The organism is Pseudoteredinibacter isoporae (assembly GCF_011602085.1).
GTDB classification, from domain to species: domain Bacteria; phylum Pseudomonadota; class Gammaproteobacteria; order Pseudomonadales; family Cellvibrionaceae; genus Pseudoteredinibacter; species Pseudoteredinibacter isoporae.
This window is the reverse complement of record NZ_JAAONY010000002.1, coordinates 1,035,416-1,061,609: the sequence shown is the minus strand read 5'-3', so window position 1 is coordinate 1,061,609 and position 26,194 is coordinate 1,035,416. Positions and strand designations below refer to the sequence as shown.

Genomic DNA, 26,194 nt, shown 5'->3' with positions numbered 1-26,194 from the left:
GTTTGCCTACTTAAGAGGGCGATTGTTCACGTTGGCCCAACTGCAAATTGCGCAGCAGATGGGTGTCGCAGTAGTCCTGGGTGTCGAGCACCAGACGTTCCTGCATCAATTGCAATTGATGGGTAAAGAACATAATAACGATGCTGATCACCAGGGCGATAAAGGTCGAGTTAAAGGCAACGCCGAGGCTTACGGTGACGCCGACGATATCGCCTTCAACGGCTTTATGGGCTTGGCTCAAGGCTTCACCAATACCTCGCACGGTACCGATAAAGCCGATGGACGGGATGGCCCAGGCGATATAGCGAACCATAGCCAGTTCGGCATCCAGACGATCTGATTCGGTTTCACAGGCCTCTTTTACCGCCGTTGCCGCATCCGCCATCGTATGGCTGGAACCAAATCGTCTGAGGGCTTGCAGAAGCGCCCGAGGCAGGAGATAGCGTTGCTGCTCGTTAGGCAAACGCTGTAGTGGGTCAATTAAGCGATCGCAATCTTCCACACGAATGGCCGAGTTCTCGCTGATATCCAATAGATCCAGTTGCAGAAACTGTCGTTCTTTACGACCTTGCCAGGCCTTAAAGGCCATGATCGACAGTGCCCAGAACATCAAAATAAAACAGGCTTCCTGTTCATAATCCCGTAGAACCACATAAAGCGATCGTTCTACCACAACGGTTTGGCCACTGGCCTGCATGGCCGCCTGGGCCTGCAAAATAGCGTCGGCATTGGGGCGAATCACGGTGACGAAGATCGCGTGCACGATTATGCTGGCGATGATCAGGGCAAATACTTGGAATAGAAATTCAGAACCGTTTCTGCGCATGTTGAGTATCCTGTTTGTTGTTGGGCTCCAGGGCACATTGCAACAATGTGCCTATTGGAACGGCTCTCGTTTATATGTCGACCGGAAAGGCCACCGGCAAGTCTTCCGAAATTTCTTCCGTGGGAACAAAACGTTCATTGTTTTTTTTGGTTTTGGCCTTAGCCTTGTCATTCGTTTTGGTTTTGGCAGTGCTTTGTTTCTTTTGTTCCGCTGCGCTGTCCTTACCATCTTGTGCGCTGCTGTTGTCCTGCTGTTGTCCCATTGCGATTCCCGTGACAAGTAGCAAGCTCAAGGCGGCGGTTTTCAGAAACAGTTTTTGGGGTTTTATAAGCGCTAACATAATTTTGCTCCAATAATTACTTTAGAGAGCACTGCGGGCAATACGGAAACCGACATGGCGTTTTCCTTTGTCGCCGTAATCGCGGAAGGCCAGGCGCAGATCGCTCATGGTTCCGCTGGTCCAACTCGGACCTCGAATGACTCGATAAGTGCCGGTTTGTTGCCCCATCGGATTGTGTTCCTGCTGTTGGCTCAAGCCGGTTTTGATTCCGTATACATCGTTGACCCATTCCGCCATATTGCCTCCCATGTCGTAGAGGCCTTTGCTATTGGGGCGAAACTTGCCGCTGGGTGCGCTGGCGGCATAGCCATCATCGTAGTTGTTGACAATATTGCCCACTTGGGCGGCGCCGGCGCGATCGGCGTAGTTACCATTGTAGTTGGCTTTATTGGCAGAATGCTGCATGCGATCACCCCAGGCGTATTTTTTCATCTTGCCATTCTCATAGCGCGCGGCCCAGGCCCATTCCGCTTCGGTTGGTAAGCGATAGCCATTGGCCTCAGGATTAAACCCTACCACTTTGCCTTGGCTGACTTTATAAAAATTGTTTAACTTTTCCCTCTTTGACAACCAGTTGCAGTAAAGGGCTGCGTCCTGCCAGCTGATATTGGCCACGGGGTAGCTGTCGTTATTCAGACTGACACCCTTGCTGTGATTGGAATTATGATTCTGCTTGAATTCGCGAAACTGCTTATTGCTGATTTCATGGCTTGCCAGATAAAACGCCTTATCCAGTTTAATACGCCTTTGGATCTCATTGGCTCGGCGCCCTTGATCCCGGCGGGAAGCCCCCATGGTGAACTGTGCATTGGGTTTAAAGAGTTTTAGCAGTTGGCCATTCTTGCTGCGATACTCGTTTTTCAGATTGGCGAATTTCTGCTGTTCCAGAGTCAGCAATTTGATATCCAGTTTTAATGGGCGGCTCTGGCTTGGGGTTACCCGGCGGCTCTGGCTGGCAAAGCCGGGCGCTTCAAAACGCAGGGTGACAGGGTGGCTGGGTAATTTAATTCGACCTTGTTTGTCCAATGTCAGACGTTTGTTTCCAGCAAATACTTTGGTGTTGCCGGGCTGCAAGCGAAAACTCAATTGGCCGAGCTGGGCATTGAGTCTTGCGTGTAGGCTTTTGGTTTCTTTTTCTTGCAGGGTAAGGTTTTGGCTAAAGCGCTGATAGCCATCTTTAAACAGTTTGATTTTCTGCAACTCTCCAGGCGCTAAGGCAATGTTCAGGGGTGTTTGCCCTCTAAATTGTCCGTTGATTGTGACGTTTGCGCCGCTTGGGTTGGAGCTGAGTTTTAAACTGGCGTCCGCCGGCAAAAGAGGCTCGAACGCCAATGTCACTTCCTGTTGAGCCAGCAACTCTGCCCACTGACATTGGGTTTTAAAACCTTCCAGTTCTAGGCAGACGTCATAATCACCTATCGTCAATGGCATTGCTTGAGTGCTGTCGTTGAAGAGCGTGTCATTGAGCCGCAGCTGTGCACCTTCGTTTTCGTGTTGGACCTTCAGAAGGCCGTAGTTTGCATCCAGTGAGACATTGAGTTTCTGGGTTTCTGCCATTCCTTTAATTTCAAAAGCCTGTTCTTTGGCGAGATAGAATGGGTGCGCAATTTGAAGCAGGTAATTACCGGCCGGGATTTCATCAAAAAACCAATAGCCGTTTTCAAACACGGCCTCATGCTCATCGGTATCGTTTTTAAGAATGGCTTTGGCGGCTTCGACAATCTCCTGGCCTTGCCAGGAATCGCTGATGCGCAGTTGCAAATCTCCTGGCAGCTTTGTCATGACGATATTCAATTCCAGGTTGTCATCACCGAGCTCAAATTCTTCACTGTAAGGGTAGTAACCAGGTGCCTGGGCCTCTACCTGATACTTGCCGGGTAGCATTAAGACATCCTGGCCAAAGGGCAGTTTCAGCCAATGTTTGATGTGGGTTTGTGCATAGCCGGGCTCGGGGCGGATTAATATTGCGTTCGCCGAGCTGAGGAACCAGGCAAGTATCAGGCTCAGAATCAGAAAAACCGCAATCAATATCTTTCGGCCACGGCTGAAGCGGGGCTGATGTTGAATGGGTTTGAACAACTCCTTGGCGGAGTTTTGGGATGGCTTGTTATCGTTCAAGTCAGTGTCCTGGCACAATGTGTTTTGCTTACAAACACGCGATTAATACAACGACCAATGCAAATACGTTTTTACACCAAGGTCGAAAGCGTCATGGCGAGCGGGTGTAAAGTGTAGATCCGTTTATCCTGGTCTCGGGTGTTTCAAATGATTTCCTGGCAAACCACTTCTATGGGTGGGTTGCTTTTATTGAGATGAACTTCAAAATTCACTCGTACATCTCGATAGCCTTTTCGTTGTCCCAGCAGCGTGTATCGTCCGGGGGGCAGGTCTCGGCGAATTTGAGAAAATAAACCCAGGTTCTCGTGACGCAGCAGGCGAACTTCGGTTTGCCCATCTGAGCGGAAGGTAATTGCTACCGGAGTTTGGGCTTTAATCAAGGCCACCTTGAGTTCGGCGAGCTGTTCATTGAGACGTTCATCCGAGCTGTTCAGCTTGGCTGCATCATCCAGAGCGTTCTTGGCCCGGCTTTGTATGGTGCTGTCTTGTAAGGTTTCCGGCTTTTCCAGAAAACCCGAAAGCTGTTGATCCAATTGCAGTCGGGCCTGCGCTTCAATCAAACCGATTTTTGCCGAGACTTCAGCTGGGGCCAGTTTTTGTACCTGTTGATAGAGATCGACCGCAGCTTGCCAGTTTTCACGGCTGGCTGCTTTGCCTGCCGACGCCAGTTTACGCTTTATTGTCGCTTGCAGCTTGGCGGTTTTGGCTTCGCTGAGTGCCGAGGCTGCCGAGCTATCTCCTTGTTTAATTTGCCGTGCTTTCTTAAACCAGCGTTCGGCCTCTGAGTGATTCTGAGTTTCCAGGGCCTGATAGCCCTGGCTCATGGCCTCGGTGTAGTTTTTTTCGACGATGGCATTGGCAACGCGTTCAACCGCTTCCTGGCTGGTCTGGTTTTCAGGGTCCAGTTGTTGGGCCTGTTGATAGAGGCTTTGTGCATTGGTCCAATCCTGCTGGCGTTCGAAGCGTCGGCCTTTGCGAATCAGGTCGTATACTTCATCGGCGACCTCAATGCGTTGCAATAGACTTTCTGCGTCGCTCTTATGGCTCGCCAGACTGGTTTCCAGGTTGCTTGCAATTAAGGCGTCGTTTTTGGCCTGTTCAAGGTTTTGTTTCTCAAGCGCGAGTTGGGCGCTTTCCATATGCTGGGCGTACACCTCGTCAACCTGATCCAGTAATTGCTCCATGACTTGCAAGGCGCTTTCATATTGGCTCATCGCCAGTTCAAATTCCTGTTGGCGATAGTATTGATCGCCTTCTTTGGCAAACTCGGCGGCTTGTTGATAGCGATCTTCACCCCATTGCAGGACTTGTTGGGTCTCCAGGCTTTCCTGGCTTTCCAGAAGCTTGGCCAGGATATCCTGAGCAGCCCGACGTTGTTTGCCCAGTTGGGCATCTTGCCAGGGGGATTGTTTGAGCACTTTTTTCTGGGGATCTGCGGCTTCGCTGCTTGGGGTGTCTACCGCGACTTCCTGCTGGTCGACACTATCGGGTAACCAAAAGACGACGGCGATCAGAAGGAGGGCGAGAACGGAAAGGGTAGGGATAATAAAACGTCTTTTTGCAAAGAGGCCCTGACCTCGTTCCTTTTGCAAACTGGCAAATTGTGGCTTGTCTTGATTTTGCATGAATGTCTTTAGTTCTATTGAAGCCTGGAATTAGGGCCGGGGAACAAACTATTGCTTGTTTCCTGGCCCCGGGTGAATGCTCTAACTTTACATGGCCAGTTTGCCATTTTCTACGTCGTAGAGTTCTCTCAGGATCTGGCGCCACTGCTCGTACTGCTGTTGAACAGAGCCACTTAGGGTGATGGTGCGATCTTCAAGTTCGATCACCTGAGGCTGAATGGCGGCCTCAAGTGAATCGCCCAACTCGCGGATGGTTTCACTGTGCATATCGGCTTCCGCACGTTTGCCAAAGCCTTCCTTAATTAAATAACCTCCACCGCCGATGGCCACACCACCTGCAGTGCGTACGGCCCGGTTATTACTGGTGGCGGCGGCAATGCCTGCGAGTACAGACACAATACCGGCAATGGTTTGGTTTCGTGCGGATTCTTTGACTTCCCGCAGGTTAATCACCTCGGAATAAGTTTGCTTTCGCCAATCTCGATAGGGGCCATCGATTTGTTGAATAAAACTGCCGTAAAAATCCTGCAGGGTATCGATGTACAGATGATCACGCTCCCTGATCGTGCGTACGCGTTCCAGCATTGGATCGTTTTCGGCGGGTAGGCGTTCGATATGGTAGATGCCTTTTTTATCCTGTTGCAGCTGACCGCCAAAAGATTGCGGTGCAAAACTTTCTGCAAAGCGCAGTTCACCGATTAATCGTGTGCGGCGCAAATACTCCGGCTCCAGTTGTTTGCGATACTGCAAAAGATCATTGGCGATCTGGTGGTAGAGTGTTTGGAAGGGATCGGCCTTGCTGGCCGTTTCCCGGCGATAAGCGTAGCGACTAGCGACGGCTTTGTAGTCTTTGTCGTACCATTTGCGACCGGTGATGTCTTTTACGCTGATGGCCATTTCCAGCGTTTCGCCATCGGAATGTAAAATGCGACCGCTCATTTGAACATCCACTAATGTGCCCTGATTGGGAATCAAGCGCACCGCGCCCCAGGCTGAGCTGGCTTGCAGGGCATCGCGAATATGCCCGGCCATATAATGGGATTCCGCTTTGCGCACTTCGGCGAAGACCAGGCTGTCGTCTTCTTCAATCTGTTCGAGATTTGGATCGAGCAGTTCGACACCGACATCGAGCAGCTGGTTTTCAGGGATCTCGGCGGTTTCCTGTTGCAGCTGTACATAGCGTGTTGTTTTCACCGTATGAGAGGCACAGGCACTCAGAAACAGGCTCAATAGCAGGAGTGTCACCAGAGTCCGTGGCTTGTTTGACGACTGCATATTACTTTCCCGTGTTGGTCTTATCGTTGTTTGTATTTACGGTATTCTTCCCACAGTTTTTCGCGCAGCTTGGGATCTTTCTCGGCCATGGCGGCTTCGCGAATCTGGCGGGCGACGATATCGTCATCACTGCCATCGGGAATATCGTCAGGGACGGTTGGCAGATTGTTGCCCGAAGGGGCTCCGGGAGCGCCGCCCTGTTCGGGAGATTCATTCGGGGCCTGGCCATCACCTTCTTCGCCCTGCTGGCGACCGCCGGCTTGGGTTTTGGGATCGCCATAAGGATTGCCGCCGCCACCTTCGGAACCGCCTTCGCCGTCAAAGCCAGGCGCTTCTTGTTCCAATTGGTCTTCAGCGCCACGGCTGGCGCCTTCGGCGAGTACTTTATCTCGCTCGCGTAAAATCATCCCGTCATAGCGGCCAAAGGAACCTTCCAGCTCGGCTTCCAGGCTGGCTTGGCGTTCCGCGTTAGATTGCCCTGCTGTGCCGCCGCCTCCCTGGGATTCATCAAAGCTGACATCGTCCTGTTGGGAGCGGGCGGATGGGGAGGTGCCCTCCTGGGAAACGTCCGCGCCGGTATCGCTGGTCGGGTCGTATTGATCGTAATAGGGGCTGTCGAGTACTTCAACGGATTCGCCTTCAGCGCCGGGTTCACCAGCACTGTCGCCATTGTCATTCGGCCCGCCGGCTTGGGAGGCGCCTGGTTGAGGAGCACCCGGGCTGCCTCCAGGGTTAGCTTCGCTGGATCGTTCACCCTGGCTACCACCTGGACTGTTACTTGAGCTTTGACTGGAGGAACTTTGGGTCGAGCCCTTGTTACTGCTCTGGCTCGAGCTTTGAGAGCCTGAACTGCCCGAGGGTGAAGGGCTTGACGGGGAGCTGCTGGATGGTGGTTTGCTGGCCGGAATACCGCTGGGGCTCTGGCTGCTGGTTGATTGGGTCTTGCAGGCGGCCAGTGAAAAGCTCAGGGCGATCGCCAACAGGGCGGGCCCGGCCTTGCGAGGGAATTTTCTTGCTGTTGTTAATTTCATAATCGAACTCGTCTGGCGGCAATTAGACCATGGGAATTGGAGTCTGTACGACTGGGCAAGTTCCCCTGTTTACCTGATGCGATTGGCAATAAATAACACTCTGATGCCCATACTATTATGGAAAGCTAAAGCTTTGCTGAACATCACGACTGATTACAAAACGGCCGTCCTCATTGAGTGCAGGACGAAAATGGGTTTTACGCAGTTGCCGTTTTACTTTGCCCCTGAGTTTTGTATGGCTTTCTTCCAGCCGAATGTTTCTGGCACTGCCGTCCCGGCCAATATCAAAGGTGGCGATAATGTGCGCGCGTTCATGGCCTGGAGTGAAGGTTTCTTCCCATTCGGGCAATTCAGGAATAACCACTGGAGACTGAAACAGGGGAGGCATGCCTTCCGCATTCGCCAGGGTTCGAGCTTCCAGATACAGTTTTCGGGCAGTATTAAATTTTCCGAACAGTAAAAACCAATCGCCGCTGAGTGTCAGTTGTTTTATTTTTTCCTTGTCATTGCTGGCCTCGGTCAGCATGCTTTTCAAAACTTTTTTTCCGCTGACAAACACACTGCTGCGCAAGGCTTCCAGCTCCTGCTGTTGCTGCAGCTGGGGATCATTTGGGCCGGCGACAACAGAGAAGCCGCTGCTGCCTTCTTTTTCTCTGTTTTTCAATAAAAAATAGTTACTGGCGATAAAACCTTGTAACACCTTTGCCAAGTCTTCCTGATCGTGAGGGTGTGCGGACTGCTCTTTGTATATTTTAAAATATTGCTGGTACAAAGTTTGAGCGGCGGCAACATGGGAATCGTCAATGCGCCCGGTAAAGACATAAGCATGCAGTTGCCACTGAGCCAGACTGAGCAGCATTTTTAAATGCTCATCCGGTTTTTCTGTGAGGTAACGATTGGCGAGCCAGTGGCGAAACTCCTGTTTTTCTCGGGCATCGCTCCACTGACCGGCAGCGACCAGATTTTCAACCAGGAGTTTGGCCGCTGGCATTTGTTGTTCGCTGTAGAGTCCGTGGTTAATTCTTTGAACCTGCATTGCCTGACGCAAGAGCTTGCCGGCTTCTTCGTATTGTCTGGCGCCTTGATAAACCTTTGCCATTTCCAGAAGTACTTCACCGCTGGCAATCGAAAAATTACCGGATTCCTCATGGAGTGTTGCCAGACGGTTTTCGAGTTCATCGAGCTGCGCTTTGGCTTCGGCGGGAAGTGGCAGTTCGGCACCGGTCGGAAGGGGTTCTTGCTTATTTTCGGGTGTTTCGACGGTGTCGCTGGTGGTTTGTTTGTCTTCAATTGCCGTCTCATTGGCAAATTCGACTTCAGAATATGCTAGGCTAGCGGCCGAGCACAATAGGCTGCATAAGAGCAATCGAGATAAGGGGCCTGTTTTGCTTGGCATGAGACAAGTCATCGCTAATCCTCACTGGTACGCTTTACAGGTGCTACAAGTACAACGGGTGCTACTCAGGGGTACTCTACAATAGGTGCCGCTCATAGATATCCCACTGAGGTCACGATGTTTGTTCTTTTTGCAGGAATCCTGTTGTTAGCAGCATCCGATGTAAAACCCGGGCGCACTAGCACTATAGCAAATCAAAGCGGCGCTGTACTTTAGAAATTGAGACAGAACGTCTGCTGATATATTAAGAAATTAACAATGACTCAACAATCCAATCACGTATCCGAAATCGTTTTAACCTTAAGTTGCGATGATAAGCCCGGCATTGTTGCCGCTGTTGCCAATCTATTTGCCTTGCAAGGCTTTAATATTCGTGAGTCTTCCCAGTTTGAAGATGTTCACAGCAAGCGCTTTTTTATGCGTACCGTGTTTGAGGCCAGTGAAGGCGCCAAACCCCTGGGCGATATTAAATCCGCATTCAAGGCCGTTGCAGAGCGTTATGATATGCAGTGGTCGCTGTGTGATGTTCATCGCCGCGCACGCATTGTTATTGCGGTATCCAAATGGGGGCACTGCTTGAACAATTTGCTCAACAGCTGGAAGCGTGGCAGTTTGCCCGTGGACATTGTTGCGGTGGTTTCCAATCACGAAGATATGCGTGAGTTGGTTGAGTGGTATGACGTTCCTTATCACTATATGCCCGTCAGTCCGGACAACAAAGCTGAGCAGGAAGCCCAGATCCTGGAATTGATTGACGATCAGGATGTGGATCTACTGGTGCTGGCGCGCTACATGCAGATTTTGTCATCAAATATGACCGACGCTTTAAAAGGGCGCGCGATTAATATCCACCATTCCTTTTTGCCGGGTTTTAAAGGTGCCAAGCCTTATCATCAAGCTTACGCTCGCGGCGTAAAGTTGATTGGTGCAACGGCGCATTTTGTCACTGAAGATTTAGATGAAGGGCCGATCATTGAGCAGGATGTTGAGCGGGTCAGCCACATTAATGAACCGGAAGAGTTGGTTGAAATTGGCCGGGATATAGAGTCAAGGGTGCTGGGTCGAGCAGTACGCTGGTTTGCTCAACAAAGAATTCTGCCTAATGGCAACAAGACCGTGGTCTTTAGCCGTTAGTGAATAGAAAAGCTATATAAACAAAGGCGCCGTGTCTGGGACAGGGCGCCAATCGTTTTTAAACGATGTATATCCAGCTGAATTAAAGCGGAACAACGTTTTCTGCTTGTGGGCCTTTTTCGCCCTGGGTAACAACCATGCTTACGCGCTGGCCGTCTTGCAAGGTGCGTCGCCCTGAACCTTCAATTGCACTGTAATGAACGAACACATCTTTACCGCTTTCTTGCTCAATAAAGCCGAAGCCTTTTTCATCGTTGAACCACTTAACGGTTCCTTCAACTGGACTGGACATATCTCTCTCTTTCTTCGTGTTGCTCCGCTTCTGCGGATCCAGGGCCTCAATCATTGAGGCATTTACCAACCTGGATTGGCTGGATTCATGTAAAAACGACAGGCGAATGAACTACAGCGAATCGCTTTCACCAATTTTTACGTACTCGCACCTTATTATTGTGGTTTTGGCTGCTGCGATCAGAGAGGACCTCAGTGGCACAACGACTACTTTGATGCACGGATTCTGACATATAATTTCCCTGTGGGGAACTCATTCTGCCTATACAGGAAAGATTTTTGCCAGATCAATGTTTCATTTCGATGACTTGATCAACAAATCCACCATACTAAGCCCTCCCAAGCGGTTGACTATTACTCAAACCTCTGTGTGAATTTAAGCGATTTGATCACCGTTCACGCCTTTCCATGCTTCTGCATGAGTCAAAAAAGTCATTTTTTGTGACAGAGTTAACCTTCCGGCGTTACAAAGTAGACAGCGGAACCCGCAATTTACCCACAAGTCAGCGCAAAGCCCCAATTTTGTGCATTGCATGGAGCAGTAAAAAGGGAAGGTTGCCAACCCTGTCATAAGCCGGAAAACATAGTCAAAAGAAGTCTCACGGATGGGCCATTTGACTGGGTAACAACCGTAGCAATTAGTGGAACATAATCATGCTTACTTTGACACGAAAAGCCGGTCAAAAACTGATCATAGGCGATGATATTTGTATAGAAATTGTGTCAATTTCAGGTCGCCAGGTGGCTGTTGGTGTAAGTGCCCCCGACTCAGTAAGAGTTTATCGCGAAGAAATTGCACCCGAAGGTCTGCTGGAAAGCATTATGAGCAGCTTGAGCAAAGAGAAGTCGGGCACCGCGAAAAAGTGATGCAGCGGGCCAACGCTATTAACAAGCGCTATTGAATTGATCCAAGGTAAATGCGCCAATAACACTTGATCGTTATTGGCGCATTTTTTATGGCTTATTGAACCTCGTTGATTGCTTCCTGCAAGGCATCGAAGATCTGATCGATGTGGGATTGTTCAATAATCAGAGGCGGCGACATCATGATGGTATCGCCAGCCGCACGAACTGTAATTCCTTTTTCCAAGGCTTTTGCCGCAACACTCTGAGCGCGTGTCAGGCCATCGATGCCATTCGCGGCAGGGCCACTCTTAAAATCAATCGCGCCAACCAATCCCCAGTTACGAACATCGGTAGTGAACTCGCTGTCATCCAAACGATGAATACCATCTTCCCAAGGTTTGGCCATTTCCCCGGCACGCTGGAATAACTGCTCGTTCTTGTAGATATCCAGAGTGGCCAGCGCCGCCGCGCAGGCAACCGGGTGGGATGAGTAGGTATAACCGTGGAAGAATTCAGGTGCGTTTTCCGGGCCCTGCATAAAGGCATCGTGAACATCCTGGCTGACCAGAACCGCGCCCATTGGAACGGCGCCATTGGTCAGGCCTTTGGCGGTCGTGATGATGTCCGGAGTCACGCCTGTAACACGTGCAGCAGAACCGTCACCCAGGCGACCGTAGGCCGTAATCACCTCATCAAAAATCAGTAGGATATCGTTGTCGTTACAGATCTGACGAACTTTTTCCAGATAACCTTTAGGTGGAATAATCACACCACCGGCACCGGCCATTGGCTCGATAATAACCGCCGCAATGTTGCTGGCATCGTACATGGCGATTTGCTGTTCCAGTTCATAAGCCAGCTTGTCCGCACCATGTTCGCCTTGACCGCGACTGAACGCATTTTCTTCCAGGCGGGTATGACTCAAGTGAGACACTTCCAGGCCTTGACCAAAGACTGCACGGTTTGGGGTCAGGCCGGCAACCGACACACCACCCATGTTAACGCCGTGATAGGCTTTTTGGCGGGCAATAAAGCGAGTTTTGCCGCCCTGGCCGCGTTTACGCCAGTAGGCGCGGGCAATTTTCAGAGCCGTATCGACGGATTCAGAACCGGAGTTGGTGAAAAATACACGGTTAACGCCCGCAGGAGCAATTTCTTCGCTCAGGCGGGTGGCCAGCTCAAACGCTTTCTCGTGAGCAAAGCCGAAGGGGTTGGCGTAGTCCATTTCCAGCAGTTGCTTGTGAACCGCTTCGGCGATTTCCGGGCGGCTGTGGCCAGCATTGGTACACCATAAACCGGCGGTGGCATCAAGGATTTCACGGCCATCGGCCAGAGTCATGGTCATGCCCTGTGCTTTGGTGTAAATCTTGGGGTTCTTTTTAAAGGCCCGGTTCGGGGTAAACGGTAGCCAGTAGTGCTCGGTATTAATGGTGCTCATGGGAATCCTCACTCTAAAGTCCTGCTGCTATATCGTAAGCTATCAGGAAAAGTAATCAGTAAACCCCCTCAGAATAGGCAAGTTTAATGCGTCGGTAAATTATTATTTATCTATTTAAAGATTAAGAATATTCGACCAAAGGGGGAGGCGTCGAGCTATCTGTATAGCGCTGATCATATATTAGAACTGTCCGCATATAAGGGGAGGTGTCTAATAGGCTGAGGCTCACAAAGACCAGTTTTTACGCTTCAACCATATCAGGGCAATGATGTCGTAAATGCCATGCCAGATAATCACCATCAGCAGGCTGCCACTCAAGTGGTAAGCGTAGCCAAGCATCAGTCCCATAATGAAGGTGAACAGGAAGTACAAACGCGAAAGACCATGCAAGGCGGCAAATCCGAGAGACGCGATAACAATAGCGATTGCCGAGCCCAGGGAGTCGTTCCCTGAAAAGCCCATTATGAAATCCTGGAGAAATGCTCGAAACAGCCACTCCTCCGAGAGCCCGGCAAGTACGCCGATCACGGCTAACTGCCAGTTGTTCATATGTCCAATCATGGTGCCGTAGATTTCCAGATCCCGATTTAAGCTCTGGACCATTCGGGGCAGGGTTTTGTAAACCATGAACAGCAACAGAAAGCTGGCCAGAGCCAACAGGACCCCATAGAGAACAAAAATGGCATCTTCTATTTGCCAGTTTCCACGGTAGCCACCGGCGAGAACAAAACCCAACAGGGCGAGGCCGAGCTGGCTTTTTATGATCAGACTAAAGGAGATTTGAGGTATTTGGGGCGTGGCAACTTTTTTGTTCAAGTGGTTGTCCTTTGGTTTCGATCCTTTATTTTTGTTCTGTTGTTCTTGCAATGACTCTTTGGCTTAGCCAGAGGCCAGCAAGCTATTGAAATATCGAGGCACGACTTCTGTGGCCGGACCATAGTGTCCTTCATCAAACTGGCTGCCCGACGCTTCAAGATTCAGTTCGACGGTATGTGCACCATAGGCCTTGGCCATTTGTACAAAGCCAGCTGCGGGATAAACCTGTCCGGATGTGCCAATGGCGATAAAAATGTCGCAGCGCGACAAAGCCTGTTCGATTTCATCCATGAACATTGGCATTTCACCAAACCAGACAATATCCGGGCGCAGTTGTCCGGGGCTTTCACAACAGGGGCAGGGGTTCTCAACAGCAATGTCTTCCCGGCACTCGTAAACCCGGGCGCTTTGTTGGCAGCGGATTTTCAGCAGTTCGCCGTGCATATGCAGTAACTGCTGACTGCCGGCGCGTTCGTGTAAATCGTCCACATTCTGGGTAACCAGAGTAAATTCCCCAAGGCCGGCTTTGCTGTAGCGTTTTTCAAAATCTGCCAGAGCAACATGGGCGCCGTTAGGCTCTGCACTTTCCAGAAGGGCTTTGCGGCGCAAATTATAAAAGCGCTGTACAAGGTGCGGATCGCGGGCGAACGCTTCCGGTGTTGCAACATCTTCTACTCGGTGTTGTTCCCATAAGCCGCCATTGTCACGAAAGGTATCCAAGCCCGATTCGGCAGAGACGCCCGCACCGGTTAAAATAACAATGTTGCGACAATCTTTCTGATGCATGTTCATTGGCCTTTGGTTTACTGGTGAATGAACTTTATTCACCGTGTTTGCGCAGCTTTGATCAAGAGTGGCTGCTCCCTGGCCACTATGATACGCGCTATTGTTTTTATTTGTCATGGCTCGAGTTTTTCTGAAATGAACAAGACCTTAGGCGCTCGCAGTTATCAACGAATGGGCGAAGCTTTAACTATTATCGACGCGCAATTGGATGGGGATCTTGCCATTCGATCCATCTGTGAGCGTTTACACGTTTCCGAGTTTCATTTTCAGCGTCAGTTTAAAGCCTGTTGGAAGGTGAGTTTTGCCGAGTGTGTGCGTCTGTTGCGAATGAAACGCGCGGCCTATTGCCTGGTGTTTCGTTCGGAACAGCGAATCTTGGATATTGCTCTGCAAGCCGGCTATGACAGCGCCGAGGCATTTTCTCGGGCCTTTAAACGCTATTCAGATCAAAGCCCCAGAGACTTTCGGGAGCAGGCGAACTGGACGGCACTTACGCAAAAGCTGCAAACATTGGAAGCTGTCAGGGAGTTACAAAGTATGAACAGGCATTACACCGTAGAGATTGTTGAACGAGAAGAATTAGGCTTGGCGGTCTATCGTCATCAGGGACCTGCCTCGCGACTGGGCAATAGCATTGGAGAGTTTATTGCCTGGCGGAAATCCCAGCGTTTACCCCCAAGCGTGGCCAGAACATTTAATCGCTTTTATGAAGACCCGCGTGAATCGGGTGCTGACTACCGATTTGATCTGGCCTGTGAATGGCCGGTCGACAGAGACTGGACATCAAGCGTATCGATTCTGGAGGGCGAAACATTGCCCCTGGATTTTGAGCGTCTGCCGGCAGGTCGCTATGGAAAAATACAACATCAGGGCAGCGATGAGGCCATGTCCACTGCGATTGAATATCTGTATGAGCATTGGTTGCCGAAAAGTGGCGAGGAGGTGGCCGACGCGCCTTTACTGATCGAACGCTTGAGATTCTTTCCCGAAGTGCCGGAATCCCAAGCGCTTAATCACATTCTGTTGCCCTTGGCGTAACGCCTTATTGCTGGCTTAGGCGGTGTAACGCATCAACAGGGTGTAATCTGCATCGCCGTCCTGCAATTGAATATGCTCGGGTAAATCAACGGAAACCTGATGTCCGGAACCGGGTGCGGTTTCGGCATCATGGCCGTGTTTATCGCGCATGGTTTCCAGCGTAAAACTGTGATTGCCCCGGGGGCTGATCAACTCAAGTTTGTCGCCAACACTGAAACGATTTTTCACTTCCAAATGCAGACGGTTGCCATCGCTGCCATTCACTTCCGCGACAAATTGCTGGTTTGGATTGCTGGAAACCCCTTTCTCGTAATTCTGGTATTCGCTGGGTACATGGCGGCGGTAGAAGCCTTCGGTGTAGCCACGATTAGCGAGATGTTCCAACTCGGCCATCAAATTAAAGTCGAAGGGTTTGCCGGCAACGGCGTTGTCGATGGCGCGGCGATAAACCTGTGCGGTGCGGGCCACGTAATAATGGCTTTTTGTGCGGCCTTCAATTTTAAGAGAGTGGATACCCATTTTCACCAGGCGCTCAACATGTTGTACGGCACGCAGATCTTTGGAGTTCATAATGTACGTGCCATGCTCATCTTCATACGCCGGCATTAACTCACCGGGACGGTTCTTTTCCTGAAGCAACAACGGTTCAACTTCATTGACGCCGCTGGGGTCATAATCTTTGGGCGTATGGACCGCACTTAAATCATCGGTGTTAACCGGATTGTCACTGCTGCGAATGCCCTGGGGTTGATCAACGGCAATTAAGTCACCGGTTTCATTTTCCTTGGCTGTGTGAGCATTGTATTCCCAGCGACAGGAATTGGTGCAGGCACCCTGATTGGAATCTCGATGGGTCATATAACCGGAAAGCAGGCAACGGCCAGAGTAGGCGATACATAGAGCACCGTGAACAAACACTTCCAGTTCCATATCCGGACACTGCTGGCGAATTTCTTCAATTTCATCCAGTGATAATTCCCGAGAAAGAATCACACGGCTGATACCCTGTCGCTCCCAGAATTTCACTGAGGCCCAGTTCACGGCATTCGCTTGCACAGACAGGTGAACTTCCTGCTCCGGCCAGCGATCTTTCACCATCATGATCAACCCCGGATCCGACATGATCAGGGCATCAGGACCCATATCGATCACAGGCTCCAGATCCCGGACGTAAGAGCGTACCTTGTCATTGTGAGGTGACAAGTTAGAGGCCAGATAAAATTGCTTACCCATACCATGGGCTTCCTCGACCGCCGCCGCGAGATTGTCCAGCTTATTGAACTCATTGTTACGAACACGCAGGCTGTAACGTGGTTGCCCGGCATAAACCGCATCTGCACCATAGGCAAAGGCATAGCGCATGGATTTCAAGGTGCCAGCTGGGGAGAGAAGCTCGGGGGTAAACGGGGTATTCATAAAGCCTTATTTCTGTATGGGTTAATTCGGGCGCGCATTGTACGGCAAGCTGCCTAGATTTTCATCACCCTAAATGGTGGTGATTTTGCGGTGGCTGTTAGTAATGGCTAACTTTGCTGCCGCTGCCCGAGTTTGAGGGATTGACAATAACCCTACCTTTGATCGGTTTGTCGTCCGGCTCGGAGGAATTGTTTGAAGAATTGTTCTGTACTGTCGATAAGCACAATGCGGGTGGCTCGCTTGCAGTGAAGAGCCCGTCAGCCGGGGCATGGCGACCCCGGTTTACTATCGGTAGCGGCTATGGATATAGAGCAGGAAAACAAGCGTCTGCAGAGCACCGTAAAACTGCTATTACGGCGTATCGAGCAAAATCACAGTATTCAGCAACACTTTCATGCCTATGAATTTAAGTTGCTGGGTTGCCAGTGCCTGCGTGACTTATTGAATCTGTTGTTAATTGAAGCCCAGCGCCACTTTTCTTTATCCGCCGTCAGTTTAGTGATTATTGATTCCGATTACTCGGTTCGCGAGTTAATGGAGCAGCTTGATCTCAATGACTATGGCTCTGCCTTGCAGATGCGTAACGGCGTCGACTTTCTTAATACGCTCTATCCACAAACACCGGAAGTCAGTTTGGGTGAAATGGATGTGTTGACCGCCGGGCGAATTTTCCCAGGGGCAGGGCGTGTGGTTTCCACCGCTTGTATGCCACTGTTGAGGCAGGACAAGCTGATTGGAAGCTTGCATTTTGCCAGTGATTCCAATGAACGTTTTCAGCCGGATATGGCAACCGACTTTTTATCTCGCCTGGCGTCAATTGTGTCAGTCTGTCTGGAAAACTGCATCGGACGCGAGCATCTGAGTCGCCAGGGGAAAGTTGATATGCTTACCCAGGTGAACAACCGCCGAAGTTTCGAAGGGGAGCTGGAACGTGAGCTTGAGCGAGCCCAGCGCAATCAGGAACCCTTGAGTTGTATGTTTGTGGATGTGGATCACTTTAAACAGATCAATGATCAGTATGGTCATCAGGCCGGTGATCTGGTGCTTAAGCATCTGGCTTTTGAAGTGTCCTTGCAGTTGCGCAAAACGGATTTTCTCGCCCGTTATGGGGGTGAGGAATTTGTGGTGCTGGCTCCGCGTTGCCCACAAGCGGCGGCAGCCGGTTTGGCCGAGCGTATTCGTGCTGCCGTGGAGGCCATGGTGATTGATGTGTGCGGTGCGCAGAAAGTTCGGCCTACGGTATCGATTGGCCTGGCGACCTGGTGCCCCGAGCAGGAAGGACGCTGCGATTTGCAATTGGTTGGTCACGGCCTGTTGGCCGCAGCGGATGAGGTGATGTACGAAGCGAAGCGCGGTGGCCGTAATCAGGTTATTGATCAGCTTTTTGAGCTGAAGGAGCCGCTTCTTCAGGAAAATTCAGCTTCAGAAGATAACGTTTCGGCCAAAGCTTCCCGGTAAACCAAAAGGCGTCTTGCTTGTCGTCGTAGGCAATTCCATTCAGTACGGCATCTGAACTTTTCATCGATGAACCCAAGGCTTTCAAGTCCAATTGGAATTTGACGTCACCGGTTTGCGGATCGATAGCAATGACACGTTTTTCCTGCCAGATATTGGCCCAGATTAAGCCCTTGGCACATTCCAGCTCATTAAGATTCTGCCAAGCTCTGCCATTGTCGCTTGACGGTAAAGACAGCTCCCCTTGTTTTTGAAAACGGGTATTAAAGATCTGTAGGGTTCCACTGCCATTGCTCATGTAAATCGCATTGTCCATATGGCACAGGCCCCAACCTTCACCCGAATAATGGAATTGTGCCAGTGGTTTGAGTTCCTCGGTATCGAGCAGCAGACCTTTTTGTTGGCGCCAGCTCAGCAAGTAAAGGCGATCGCCGATGACAGTAAGGCCTTCAGCGAACCAATTGGCGGGCAATCGTTTTTCCAGGGCAATGGTCGCTTTCGGATACTCGCTTTTGCGAATAAATGAGCGGCCGTATCCACCGCTGCTTTCGTAAATAAAATCCCCGGCGATTTCCCAGCCTTGGGTAAAGCTGCGACTATCGTGTTTTTCTTCAGCGAGTATTTGGTAGTCCAGAGTTTCCGGGCTGGGCCGGGTCGCATCAGCAAAAGCCATTTGGCTTTGCAGGCAGAGCAGCGTGCTGGCAGCAAGCAGTATTCGCGAGTATGTACCTAACATTCGAAAAATAATGATCCCCGTGAGTGACTCAGGCTTTGACCGCAGGATTTGGACTTTTACGCCGAATCATATCACGGATCGTAAAGCGGGCCGGATTGAGGGCTTTGCGTAGCATTGCGCCCATTGGGCTGGGGGCTTGCTGAATCTGGCTCAGTAATTCTGCTGCGGCCAGTGGTGCGTAGCAGAGGCCACGGGAGCCGTAGGCTACACTGATGTAGAGCCCTTCATGATAACAACCCGGTGTGGGAATGGTCGCTTTGGCATTGTGTGACAATAGGGCAAAGCGCTCTTGCATGGCGGCTGCATCGTGAACCGGGCCCACCAGCGGCAGGTAATCCGGGCTGGTGCAGCGCAAGGCAACGCGACCACGCAGCGCCGGTTCATCCTCTGTGTTCAGTGCTGAAAACAGGCTGGGGCAATCGTCTTGAAGATGCTGAAAGTTTGATTGCTGCTCTTCGAGTCGCAGATCAAGAGTTCGCTCATGAAGATTAAAACTGGCGCCGAGACAGTGCTGACCGTTCCGTTCGGGCGCGATGTAACCCCGTCCACAGACCACCGTTTGCAGCTTTTCGCTCCCGGCGCTTGCCTCAATATAACTCACCTGGCCACGAACGGGCTTCAAAGGCAGCTCGGCACTTTGTTGAAAGCGCTTGGCGTCATTGGCATTGGCGATAACGACTAAATGGCTGGTGTTTAGAATCTGTCCAGAGGCATCCAGGCATTGCCATAGCTCACCTTTCCTCATGACATTCTCAACTTCCTGCTCGAAGCGAATCTCAATATTGGGGTGTTGGCAGAGCGCTTCACAAGCGCTGGCCGGGTTTAGCCAGCCGGCGTCGGGGAAATAAAGGCCAGGTTTATCAATGTCGATACCGCTGACCCGGCTGAGTTCTTCGGCCGGCAGTCGCTGAACAAAATCCTCCGTGGGTCCATATTGCGCCAGGTAGTCGAGCAGTTGTCCCTGTTGGGCATATTGCTTTTCACTTTGTGCGAGTTGCACAACACCACAGAGCTCGGCTTCAAAACTGCGTTCATTATTGGCCCCAGTGTTGTTCAGGAGTGCGCGGTAAAAACGTTGAGCGTAGAGCAAGCAGTGCAGATTAAATTGACTGAGGGTTTCCGGGCGGTGGGACAATTTTGCATACAGAACGCCCTGTGGATTACCGGAACCTTCCTGGGCCAAGGTCTTGTGACGCTCGAGTATCGTGACTGAATAACCGGCTTCGGCCAACGCTCTGGCATTGCAACTGGCTGCGATACCGCCACCAATGATGCAGACCTGCCGTTGTGTTTCCGTCGGGTTAATCTGTAAATCCCAAGGAGCCTCGTTCAGTTTGGAAAAAACGGAGCTTGGCCAACTTCTTTCTTCATTAGGTGGCCCTGTAAAGTCACCGGCCATCATTTCTCGTTTGAGACCGAAACCCGACGCCTTTTTCATATCAAAGCCGCGAGCTTGAAGGCTTTTGCGTACCGCCGAAACGGCAGTAAAGGTTGCCACCGTGGCCTGCCTTCTGCTCAGCTGTGTGATGCATTCCAGAACGTCTTCCCGCCACATATCAGGGTTTTTGGCCGGGGCGAAACCATCAAGAAACCAGGCATCGAATTGACGATTCTGCTCAAGAAAGCGGAGGTGTTTTGTGCGGCATAATTCCAACAGCCCATCAAGCACATCACCAATAAATAGCTGCAGCACAACACCGTTAAATTCCAGGCGGTGCCAGCCGGCTGCCGGAACACTGGGATAGCTTTCCCACAGTGCCTCTACCATCCCAGCGAGCTCTGGCCATTGCACCAGGGCTTTCTTTAACTGGGTGCGGTCGAGTGGGTATTTTTCAACGCTGTAAAATTCCAATCGCCCCGGGCTATTGCTTTGCTGCCAGACCTGCCAGCAGGCAAGAAAGCTCAGGCCGGTTCCAAAACCGGTTTCTCCAACGCGAAATACTTCATCTTTATTTAGAGCTGGAAAGCGTTCGGCCAGTCGACTTGGGCGAATAAAATTATGTCGGGTTTCTTCCAGTCCATCATCAGTGGAAAAATACACATCGTCGAATCGTTGGCAAATGGGTTGACGCTCTTCATTCCATTGAATGTCGGCAACCTGTTGGGTGTTGTCCCCGGAGGGCAGCTCCTGGCTCATGCCGATTGAAATTCCTTCATGATTTGCTGGCACCACTTGGCGATACGTTCTTCGCTCAAGTCAAATTCGTTTTCTTCATCCAGTGCCAGACCATTAAACAGAGTTTCATCTTCATTCAAGGCCGTAGACGCTTCAAAGTTGTATCCTTGATTTGGCCAGTAACCGCACATTTTGGCACCCAGTGAGGCAACCTTGTCGTGCAGATAGCCCATGGCATCCAAAAACCATTCGGGATAACCCACTTGATCCCCCAGACCAAAAATGGCGACTTTTTTTCCACTAAAGTGAATGTCGTCAATTGCGTCCCAGTTATCTTCCCAGTCTTCCTGCAATTCACCGTAATCCCAAGTGGGGATGCCGAACAGCAAAAACTCATAGTGTTGTGCTTCGCCAATATCTTCATCGGCGATATTAAACAGGGTCACTGTTGCCTGGTGTTTGTCTTGCAGTTCATTCTGAATTTTTTCGGCGGCAATTTCGGTATAGCAGGTCGAGCTGCCATAAAACAATGCGATATCAATGCTCATGGTTATCCTTGTTCACCTGTCCAGCTAACGGCTCCGGCAAATTCCAATTGGCGCCAGGCTTCGTACACCAAAACCGAGGCCGCGTTGGAAAGGTTCATGCTGCGACTGCCCACACACATAGGCAGACGCAATCGCTCAGTGATGGCGTCGTGGTAGCGAATATTGTCTGGCAGTCCACGGGTCTCCGGACCAAACACAAAAAAATCCCCCTCGGCGAATTGACACTCACTGGGTGCCTTGGTGGCTTTGGTGGTCAGCGCAAACAGTCGCTTGGGGTGGCAGCTTGCTAAAAAAGACTCCCAATTTGAATGGACTTTCATGTCCTTGTATTCCCCGTAATCCAGACCTGCACGTCGCAGGCGCTTATCGTCAATGGCAAATCCCAGCGGCTCAATCAGGTGGATTTGGCAACCGGTATTGGCGGCCAGGCGAATGATATTGCCGGTATTGGGCGGAATTTCGGGTTCAAAAAGTACGATTTCAAACATATTCAGACGCTATAGGTTAATCAGGGCGACATTCTACCTCTTTATTCCGGCGAAATTGCAATCTCTCACCTAATATTTAAGTAATGAGGCTAAAGATCATCTCAAAAAGTCCGATGTTATAAGCAATGAATGCACATCCTAATAACTAGGAATATTTGGGACAACGTATGGCTACTTGGTGGAAGCGCGCAAATCAACATCGCGCCTCAGCCGTAGGTTTGGTAAAACATGCTGAAGGTTGGGCGATCGCGAAAGTCAGTCTGCGTGAGCAGCAGGGATGGCAGCTCGATTCCTATCGTTGGCTTGTCAGCAGTGGCTCTCTCAATGACGATCGCAAATCCTTGCAGCTCATGGTGAAAACCATGGGGCTTAAAGGCCTGCCTTGTCATTACGTTCTGGCCGATGAAGATTACCAGCTGTTTCTGATGGAATCCCCAAATCTGAAAGGGGACGAACTGGTTCAGGCTATGGGTTGGCAGATTAAGGATCTGCTGCCTTATCCCGTGCAAGATGCCGTCGTCGATGTTTTTCAGGTTCCCCAATCCACTGCCAAAGCCGGTAAATCGATGGTCAATGTCGTGGCCGCTCCCCAACAACAGATACTGGATATTGCCAAAGAACTGGATGAGGTTGGATTGCGTCTGGAAAGTGTTGATATCTCCGAGTTGGCATTGGGCAGTGTTATGCGAATGAGCGGTGCACATCCTCGTGGTGAAGCTTTAGCAATTCTTCATCCGGGGCGCGGTGAGTTGCTGATGTTTTCCCAGGGGCAACTGGCCATGTCGAGAAAATTCGAATTGGCCTATCAGGCGGAAATTGATGAGCCGCTGCCCAGTGATCAATTATTACTGGAATTGCAAAGAACCCTGGATTACTACGAGCGCCAGCTCGGTCAGTTGCCACCGGCAAAAATTCGACTGGCGGGCAAACATCTTCATGAATCCAAATTGGATGAGGCGTTCAAGCAAGCTCTCAATATCCCCATCGAACTGCTGCAACTTGAGGCGCAGTGGGTTGCTTATCAGAATGAGGCTGAAGGCGAATTCAGTGCCTTATTGGCAACCGGTGGTGCTCTGAGAGGTTTGTTATCGACCGGCACTCTGGAATTACCGAAGGCTGCAGAAGCACACGCTGCTCAGACACAAGGAGCGGCCTGATGTCTGAACAACTTCAGCTGATCAATTTATACCCCGAACGCCTGCGGCCTAAAAAAGACCCTCTGGATTGGGGACATTTGCAGCTTTATGTCTTGCTGTTAGTGGGCGTCATGACGCTGCTGTATCTGTGGCAGTGGGGCACCTTGCAGCAGCACTATGAAGAGCAAGCCGTAGCGCGTTTGAATCAACAAGAGTTGGACAACAATCTGGCCAAGCTTAAGGCCAGCATCCCCGCAGGTGAGAAACAACGGCTGGAACAACGCCTGCAGCAGGAAAAGGAACGTCTTGCCTTGTTGCGTGAGAGCCAGCAATTGTATTTGCACAATGTGGGCGAGGAGAGGCGAGGCTTCTATAGGGCTCTGGCCGCCATCGCGAACAACTCAATTCCAGGTGTCAGCATCGAACGCATTTTGCTGGAAGGCAAACAGCGTCAATTGAGTCTGGCCGGGCAAGCCGCCAAAGCGGAATATGTACCTGAATATCTCCGCAGTCTGCAAGGCGAATCAGCTCTGCAAAATACGGTGTTTACCGAACTGCAAATGAACCGCGAAAACAGCCAGGTACTTTTTGCCATGGGCAGTTTAGTGGATGGGGCTAAAAAATGACTTACGCAAAGCAGAGCCCGGTTGAGCAGTTAAAACACGGCTTTGAGAAAAGAAATAGACGTGAACGCCTGCTAATTGTAGCGGCGGTGCTGGCGCTGTCTTATCTGCTGATTGAGGCCACTCTGGGTGCCTGGTTGGATGGCAAAACCAAAAAAGCGAAAAGCGATTTGCAAATGCTGCGCCAGGCGCAGTTGGAAACGGAATCCGAGTTGGCTGTTTTTGCGGCCAGTGAATTATCACGGAGTAATCAGGAACAGGAAATTCTGATCCGTCATCTGCAGGAAAAAAACGAGCGCCTTGAGAATGAATTGGGACCGCTTCGCCAGCAAGTGTTGAGTCGTCGGCAGTTTATGGAACTGTTGCGAGGTTTAGCGGAAAACGCCAAAGACATTCGCTTGGCCAGCTTGCGTGAGCTGCCCAAAGAAACCGAAGAGGCACAACAGGGAAGAGGGAAAGAAAAACGCAATCGAGTGCTGGATAAGCACCGCCTGCGTCTGAAGCTGGAAGGTGATTATCTGTCTCTGGCCGGCTTTCTGGCCAAGCTGGAACAAAGCGAGTGGCCCATTTTCTGGTCATCGTTGGAATATGAGCTTACAGCTTACCCAAGAGCCAGTATGAGCCTGGATTTATACACCCTGGCTCCGGAACGTGTGCTGCCACAACGTCAGGCAGCCGATACAACAATCGCTGTGATAGCGCTGGATGAGTGAGGTAATGCTGATGATCAGAAGACTTATGGGCTTAGGTATCGGAGCAATGTTTTCACTGTGGAGTGTTGCCGAAGAACTGCCAGCGATCAGCAAGAACCCCAGTTCCCCACTGGGCGGGGAAGTACGCCAGCATCAGCAAGAGACGCTGGTATTGCAGTCTTTACTGATTTCCCCCAATCGTCAACTGGCCCAAATCAACGGCCATTTGTTACGCCTGGGAGAAAAACTCGGTATTTATGAATTGATCGAACTGAATAAGGAAGGTGTGACCTTGCGGGCAGGTGATCGAGAAGTGGTATTGAAGGCCAGGAAATCGGCGGCCAAAACCAAAATCACACTGCGTTAATTCAGCATTTGAGGAATCGGGATGGACACGTTGAATAGAAAACTCTGCTTACTGATTGCAGGCGGTATGTTACTTAGCGCCTGCGCCAAAGTGCCCGAGCAACTCGCCGTAGAGAAACATATGCAGGCAGCCTATGAAGAGGCAAAAAGCTACGATGCTGAACTGGCCGCTGAATTAACCGAACAGTTAATGCTGGAAGATCAAAACGCCGGCGCAGATGAAGAAGAGCGCTTTGATATTTCTGTTGAAGGTGCGGCGGCAAAAGAGTTCTTTTCCAGCCTGGTTTCAGGGACGGGAACCAATATTGTGGTTCACCCTAAAGTGACCGGTCGCATTTCGCTGAATCTCAATAACGTCAGTGTGAGTGAAGTGCTGAATGTCGTGCGTGATATCTATGGTTACGAGTACCGAAAGAATCAGAGTATTTACACGATCTTTCCGGCCAGTTTGCAGACTCAGGTCTTCACAGTTGATTATCTGGATGTTGACCGTCAGGGCGTTTCAGATACCAGTGTGATTGTCTCCAAGATTAAATCACAAACCCAAAATAACACGGTGAACAACACGGGTAATAATAGCTCTGGCAAAGAGGAAGTTTCCGGTGCCCGCGTGAAAACCAAAACCCACAACGATTTCTGGCAGTCTCTGGAGCGTTCTATCCGTTCCATTGTCGGTGCTGGAATGATCGCACCCGGCGGCGAGAGCAATGGCCGTTCGGTTATGGTCAATCCCCAGGGCGGCATGGTGGTGGTAAAAGCATTACCGACTGAATTAGCGCTGGTCAGAGAGTTTCTGGAACGATCCCAGCTAAGTGTCAAACGTCAGGTGATATTGGAAACTAAAATCCTCGAAGTGCAGTTGAACGACAGCTTTAGCGCAGGCATTAACTGGAACGCGATTAACGGTCAGTTAATGCTCGCGAATAATGTCAGCACCGTCGGCGGCAATTTTGCGATTGAGGAATTCAGCGAAGGTGTCGGGGAAGTGTTTTCCTCGGTGGTCGGTGTCAGTGATATCACCAAGTTGTTGTCTCTCTTGCAAACCCAGGGCTCGGTGCAAGTACTCTCCAGTCCACGAGTGTCCACGGTGAATAACCAGAAGGCCGTGATTCGTGTTGGTTCCGATGAGTTTTTTGTTACCGGTGTGAGCAATTCAACGACGTCAAATGCTGCTTCGACAATCAATACACCCAATCTGGAACTGTCTTCGTTCTTCAGCGGTATTGCGCTGGACGTGACCCCGCAAATTGCCGAAGACGGAGATGTGATTCTTCATGTTCATCCGGTGGTAAGCAGTGTGACCGATCAAACCAAGAACATTACCGTAGGCGATCAGCAATTCAGTTTGCCGCTGGCCCTGCGCGAAGTTCGTGAATCCGACAGTATCGTGCGTGCCAAGCATGGTCAGGTAGTGGTGCTGGGAGGCCTGATGAAAGAAAACCTGGTGGACAGTCGTGGCAAACGACCTGTGCTGGGTGATGTGCCTATTGTGGATACTTTATTCAAGACCAAAAACTACAATCGTGTAAAAGCCGAACTGGTCATATTAATGAAACCCATTGTGGTTGATGACAAAACCTGGGCCGAGGAAATCCAGCGTAATCAGCTGAGTGTGCAGGCCCTGAGTGACGAAGTTCGTTCTCTATAGGGTGTGAATA

Annotated in this window: 25 protein-coding genes; 9 read left to right on the top strand and 16 right to left on the bottom strand. The window is 50.7% G+C overall.

Features of this window, described 5'->3' with window-relative positions; translation table 11 throughout:
* Positions 1-10: 10 nt before the first annotated feature.
* The 7 genes from G8768_RS13210 to G8768_RS13180 form a co-directional block, all read right to left on the bottom strand.
* Entirely contained in the window at positions 11-826 is an 816-nt protein-coding gene (locus tag G8768_RS13210) for a MotA/TolQ/ExbB proton channel family protein (protein ID WP_166845991.1), read from the bottom strand.
* 70 nt (positions 827-896) lie between these two features.
* On the bottom strand, positions 897-1,166 hold the full coding sequence (locus tag G8768_RS13205) for a hypothetical protein (protein ID WP_166845993.1): 270 nt from the start codon (positions 1,164-1,166) through the stop codon (positions 897-899).
* A gap of 21 nt (positions 1,167-1,187) precedes the next feature.
* Entirely contained in the window at positions 1,188-3,284 is a 2,097-nt protein-coding gene (locus tag G8768_RS13200; protein WP_166846003.1) for an SUMF1/EgtB/PvdO family nonheme iron enzyme, read from the bottom strand.
* Positions 3,285-3,427: 143 nt separating this feature from the next.
* Positions 3,428-4,909 (bottom strand): AAA family ATPase, encoded by a 1,482-nt coding sequence (locus tag G8768_RS13195; RefSeq protein ID WP_166846005.1) that lies wholly within the window; start codon positions 4,907-4,909, stop codon positions 3,428-3,430.
* Between the two features lie 87 nt (positions 4,910-4,996).
* Positions 4,997-6,184 (bottom strand): hypothetical protein, encoded by a 1,188-nt coding sequence (locus G8768_RS13190; RefSeq protein WP_166846007.1) that lies wholly within the window; start codon positions 6,182-6,184, stop codon positions 4,997-4,999.
* A gap of 20 nt (positions 6,185-6,204) precedes the next feature.
* Positions 6,205-7,215 carry a hypothetical protein gene (locus G8768_RS13185; RefSeq protein WP_166846009.1) on the bottom strand — a complete coding sequence of 337 codons (1,011 nt, stop codon included), beginning with the start codon at positions 7,213-7,215 and terminating at the stop codon, positions 6,205-6,207.
* 115 nt (positions 7,216-7,330) lie between these two features.
* The gene (locus tag G8768_RS13180) at positions 7,331-8,611 is read right to left on the bottom strand and encodes a tetratricopeptide repeat protein (protein ID WP_166846011.1); all 1,281 of its coding nucleotides are present in this window, start codon (positions 8,609-8,611) and stop codon (positions 7,331-7,333) included.
* A gap of 258 nt (positions 8,612-8,869) precedes the next feature.
* On the opposite strand from G8768_RS13180, the gene purU reads away from it, so the two are divergent.
* Positions 8,870-9,745, top strand: coding sequence for a formyltetrahydrofolate deformylase (gene purU / locus G8768_RS13175; protein WP_166846013.1), 876 nt, complete (start codon positions 8,870-8,872; stop codon positions 9,743-9,745).
* Positions 9,746-9,827: 82 nt separating this feature from the next.
* Here purU and G8768_RS13170 read toward each other — a convergent pair whose 3' ends face one another.
* Entirely contained in the window at positions 9,828-10,037 is a 210-nt protein-coding gene (locus G8768_RS13170; protein WP_166846015.1) for a cold-shock protein, read from the bottom strand.
* 653 nt (positions 10,038-10,690) lie between these two features.
* Here G8768_RS13170 and G8768_RS13165 point away from each other — a divergent pair.
* Complete coding sequence (locus tag G8768_RS13165) at positions 10,691-10,903, top strand: carbon storage regulator (RefSeq protein WP_166846017.1); 213 nt, start codon at positions 10,691-10,693, stop codon at positions 10,901-10,903.
* 94 nt (positions 10,904-10,997) lie between these two features.
* Here G8768_RS13165 and aptA read toward each other — a convergent pair whose 3' ends face one another.
* The 3 genes from aptA to cobB all read right to left on the bottom strand — a co-directional run bounded on the left by aptA (position 10,998) and on the right by cobB (position 13,922).
* Positions 10,998-12,320: an omega-aminotransferase AptA gene (gene aptA / locus G8768_RS13160; RefSeq protein ID WP_166846019.1), complete on the bottom strand. Its 1,323-nt coding sequence runs from the start codon at positions 12,318-12,320 to the stop codon at positions 10,998-11,000.
* A 225-nt stretch (positions 12,321-12,545) separates the two neighbouring features.
* Positions 12,546-13,136, bottom strand: coding sequence for a CPBP family intramembrane glutamic endopeptidase (locus G8768_RS13155; protein WP_166846021.1), 591 nt, complete (start codon positions 13,134-13,136; stop codon positions 12,546-12,548).
* 63 nt (positions 13,137-13,199) lie between these two features.
* Entirely contained in the window at positions 13,200-13,922 is a 723-nt protein-coding gene (gene cobB, locus G8768_RS13150) for a Sir2 family NAD+-dependent deacetylase (protein WP_166846023.1), read from the bottom strand.
* A gap of 135 nt (positions 13,923-14,057) precedes the next feature.
* On the opposite strand from cobB, the gene G8768_RS13145 reads away from it, so the two are divergent.
* Complete coding sequence (locus G8768_RS13145) at positions 14,058-14,960, top strand: AraC family transcriptional regulator (protein WP_166846025.1); 903 nt, start codon at positions 14,058-14,060, stop codon at positions 14,958-14,960.
* Positions 14,961-14,975: 15 nt separating this feature from the next.
* Here G8768_RS13145 and trhP read toward each other — a convergent pair whose 3' ends face one another.
* The gene (gene trhP, locus G8768_RS13140) at positions 14,976-16,376 is read right to left on the bottom strand and encodes a prephenate-dependent tRNA uridine(34) hydroxylase TrhP (protein ID WP_166846027.1); all 1,401 of its coding nucleotides are present in this window, start codon (positions 16,374-16,376) and stop codon (positions 14,976-14,978) included.
* A 300-nt stretch (positions 16,377-16,676) separates the two neighbouring features.
* Between trhP and G8768_RS13135 the strand changes: the two genes are divergently transcribed.
* A complete protein-coding gene (locus tag G8768_RS13135) occupies positions 16,677-17,834 on the top strand; it encodes a DUF484 family protein (RefSeq protein WP_166846029.1) in 1,158 nt (385 codons plus the stop codon).
* Here the strand turns inward: G8768_RS13135 and G8768_RS13130 are convergent.
* The 4 genes from G8768_RS13130 to trmL are packed head-to-tail and all read right to left on the bottom strand — an operon-like array spanning position 17,746 to position 21,719.
* Positions 17,746-18,567 carry a glutaminyl-peptide cyclotransferase gene (locus G8768_RS13130; RefSeq protein WP_166846031.1) on the bottom strand — a complete coding sequence of 274 codons (822 nt, stop codon included), beginning with the start codon at positions 18,565-18,567 and terminating at the stop codon, positions 17,746-17,748. The two genes, G8768_RS13135 and G8768_RS13130, sit on opposite strands and share 89 nt — an antisense overlap.
* 28 nt (positions 18,568-18,595) lie before the next feature.
* Complete coding sequence (mnmC, locus tag G8768_RS13125) at positions 18,596-20,704, bottom strand: bifunctional tRNA (5-methylaminomethyl-2-thiouridine)(34)-methyltransferase MnmC2/FAD-dependent 5-carboxymethylaminomethyl-2-thiouridine(34) oxidoreductase MnmC1 (protein ID WP_166846033.1); 2,109 nt, start codon at positions 20,702-20,704, stop codon at positions 18,596-18,598.
* Entirely contained in the window at positions 20,701-21,231 is a 531-nt protein-coding gene (gene fldB / locus G8768_RS13120; protein WP_166846035.1) for a flavodoxin FldB, read from the bottom strand. Before fldB ends, mnmC begins: the two co-directional genes overlap by 4 nt.
* 2 nt (positions 21,232-21,233) lie before the next feature.
* On the bottom strand, positions 21,234-21,719 hold the full coding sequence (gene trmL, locus G8768_RS13115; protein WP_166846037.1) for a tRNA (uridine(34)/cytosine(34)/5-carboxymethylaminomethyluridine(34)-2'-O)-methyltransferase TrmL: 486 nt from the start codon (positions 21,717-21,719) through the stop codon (positions 21,234-21,236).
* Between the two features lie 167 nt (positions 21,720-21,886).
* On the opposite strand from trmL, the gene pilM reads away from it, so the two are divergent.
* From pilM to mshL, 5 genes are read left to right on the top strand one after another with little or no spacing between them, the layout of a single operon-like run.
* On the top strand, positions 21,887-22,876 hold the full coding sequence (gene pilM, locus G8768_RS13110; RefSeq protein WP_166846039.1) for a type IV pilus biogenesis protein PilM: 990 nt from the start codon (positions 21,887-21,889) through the stop codon (positions 22,874-22,876).
* A complete protein-coding gene (locus G8768_RS13105) occupies positions 22,876-23,481 on the top strand; it encodes a PilN domain-containing protein (RefSeq protein ID WP_166846041.1) in 606 nt (201 codons plus the stop codon). Before pilM ends, G8768_RS13105 begins: the two co-directional genes overlap by 1 nt.
* Positions 23,478-24,191 carry a hypothetical protein gene (locus G8768_RS13100; RefSeq protein WP_166846043.1) on the top strand — a complete coding sequence of 238 codons (714 nt, stop codon included), beginning with the start codon at positions 23,478-23,480 and terminating at the stop codon, positions 24,189-24,191. The genes G8768_RS13105 and G8768_RS13100 overlap by 4 nt, the downstream gene beginning before the upstream one ends.
* 10 nt (positions 24,192-24,201) lie before the next feature.
* A complete protein-coding gene (locus tag G8768_RS13095) occupies positions 24,202-24,537 on the top strand; it encodes a hypothetical protein (RefSeq protein ID WP_166846045.1) in 336 nt (111 codons plus the stop codon).
* Positions 24,538-24,558: 21 nt separating this feature from the next.
* Entirely contained in the window at positions 24,559-26,184 is a 1,626-nt protein-coding gene (gene mshL, locus G8768_RS13090) for a pilus (MSHA type) biogenesis protein MshL (RefSeq protein WP_166846047.1), read from the top strand.
* Positions 26,185-26,194: the final 10 nt, after the last annotated feature.

Coding starts and splice junctions, on each gene's coding strand:
- G8768_RS13130 (WP_166846031.1), bottom strand. CDS start 18,567: ATGTTAGGTACATACTCGCGAATACTGCTTGCTGCCAGCACGCTGCTC.
- G8768_RS13135 (WP_166846029.1), top strand. CDS start 16,677: ATGGATATAGAGCAGGAAAACAAGCGTCTGCAGAGCACCGTAAAACTG.
- G8768_RS13165 (WP_166846017.1), top strand. CDS start 10,691: ATGCTTACTTTGACACGAAAAGCCGGTCAAAAACTGATCATAGGCGAT.
- aptA (WP_166846019.1), bottom strand. CDS start 12,320: ATGAGCACCATTAATACCGAGCACTACTGGCTACCGTTTACCCCGAAC.
- G8768_RS13105 (WP_166846041.1), top strand. CDS start 22,876: ATGTCTGAACAACTTCAGCTGATCAATTTATACCCCGAACGCCTGCGG.
- trmL (WP_166846037.1), bottom strand. CDS start 21,719: ATGTTTGAAATCGTACTTTTTGAACCCGAAATTCCGCCCAATACCGGC.
- G8768_RS13095 (WP_166846045.1), top strand. CDS start 24,202: ATGATCAGAAGACTTATGGGCTTAGGTATCGGAGCAATGTTTTCACTG.
- trhP (WP_166846027.1), bottom strand. CDS start 16,376: ATGAATACCCCGTTTACCCCCGAGCTTCTCTCCCCAGCTGGCACCTTG.
- G8768_RS13170 (WP_166846015.1), bottom strand. CDS start 10,037: ATGTCCAGTCCAGTTGAAGGAACCGTTAAGTGGTTCAACGATGAAAAA.
- G8768_RS13180 (WP_166846011.1), bottom strand. CDS start 8,611: ATGCCAAGCAAAACAGGCCCCTTATCTCGATTGCTCTTATGCAGCCTA.
- pilM (WP_166846039.1), top strand. CDS start 21,887: ATGGCTACTTGGTGGAAGCGCGCAAATCAACATCGCGCCTCAGCCGTA.
- cobB (WP_166846023.1), bottom strand. CDS start 13,922: ATGCATCAGAAAGATTGTCGCAACATTGTTATTTTAACCGGTGCGGGC.
- mshL (WP_166846047.1), top strand. CDS start 24,559: ATGGACACGTTGAATAGAAAACTCTGCTTACTGATTGCAGGCGGTATG.
- G8768_RS13185 (WP_166846009.1), bottom strand. CDS start 7,215: ATGAAATTAACAACAGCAAGAAAATTCCCTCGCAAGGCCGGGCCCGCC.
- fldB (WP_166846035.1), bottom strand. CDS start 21,231: ATGAGCATTGATATCGCATTGTTTTATGGCAGCTCGACCTGCTATACC.
- mnmC (WP_166846033.1), bottom strand. CDS start 20,704: ATGAGCCAGGAGCTGCCCTCCGGGGACAACACCCAACAGGTTGCCGAC.
- purU (WP_166846013.1), top strand. CDS start 8,870: ATGACTCAACAATCCAATCACGTATCCGAAATCGTTTTAACCTTAAGT.
- G8768_RS13100 (WP_166846043.1), top strand. CDS start 23,478: ATGACTTACGCAAAGCAGAGCCCGGTTGAGCAGTTAAAACACGGCTTT.
- G8768_RS13195 (WP_166846005.1), bottom strand. CDS start 4,909: ATGCAAAATCAAGACAAGCCACAATTTGCCAGTTTGCAAAAGGAACGA.
- G8768_RS13190 (WP_166846007.1), bottom strand. CDS start 6,184: ATGCAGTCGTCAAACAAGCCACGGACTCTGGTGACACTCCTGCTATTG.
- G8768_RS13145 (WP_166846025.1), top strand. CDS start 14,058: ATGAACAAGACCTTAGGCGCTCGCAGTTATCAACGAATGGGCGAAGCT.
- G8768_RS13210 (WP_166845991.1), bottom strand. CDS start 826: ATGCGCAGAAACGGTTCTGAATTTCTATTCCAAGTATTTGCCCTGATC.
- G8768_RS13205 (WP_166845993.1), bottom strand. CDS start 1,166: ATGTTAGCGCTTATAAAACCCCAAAAACTGTTTCTGAAAACCGCCGCC.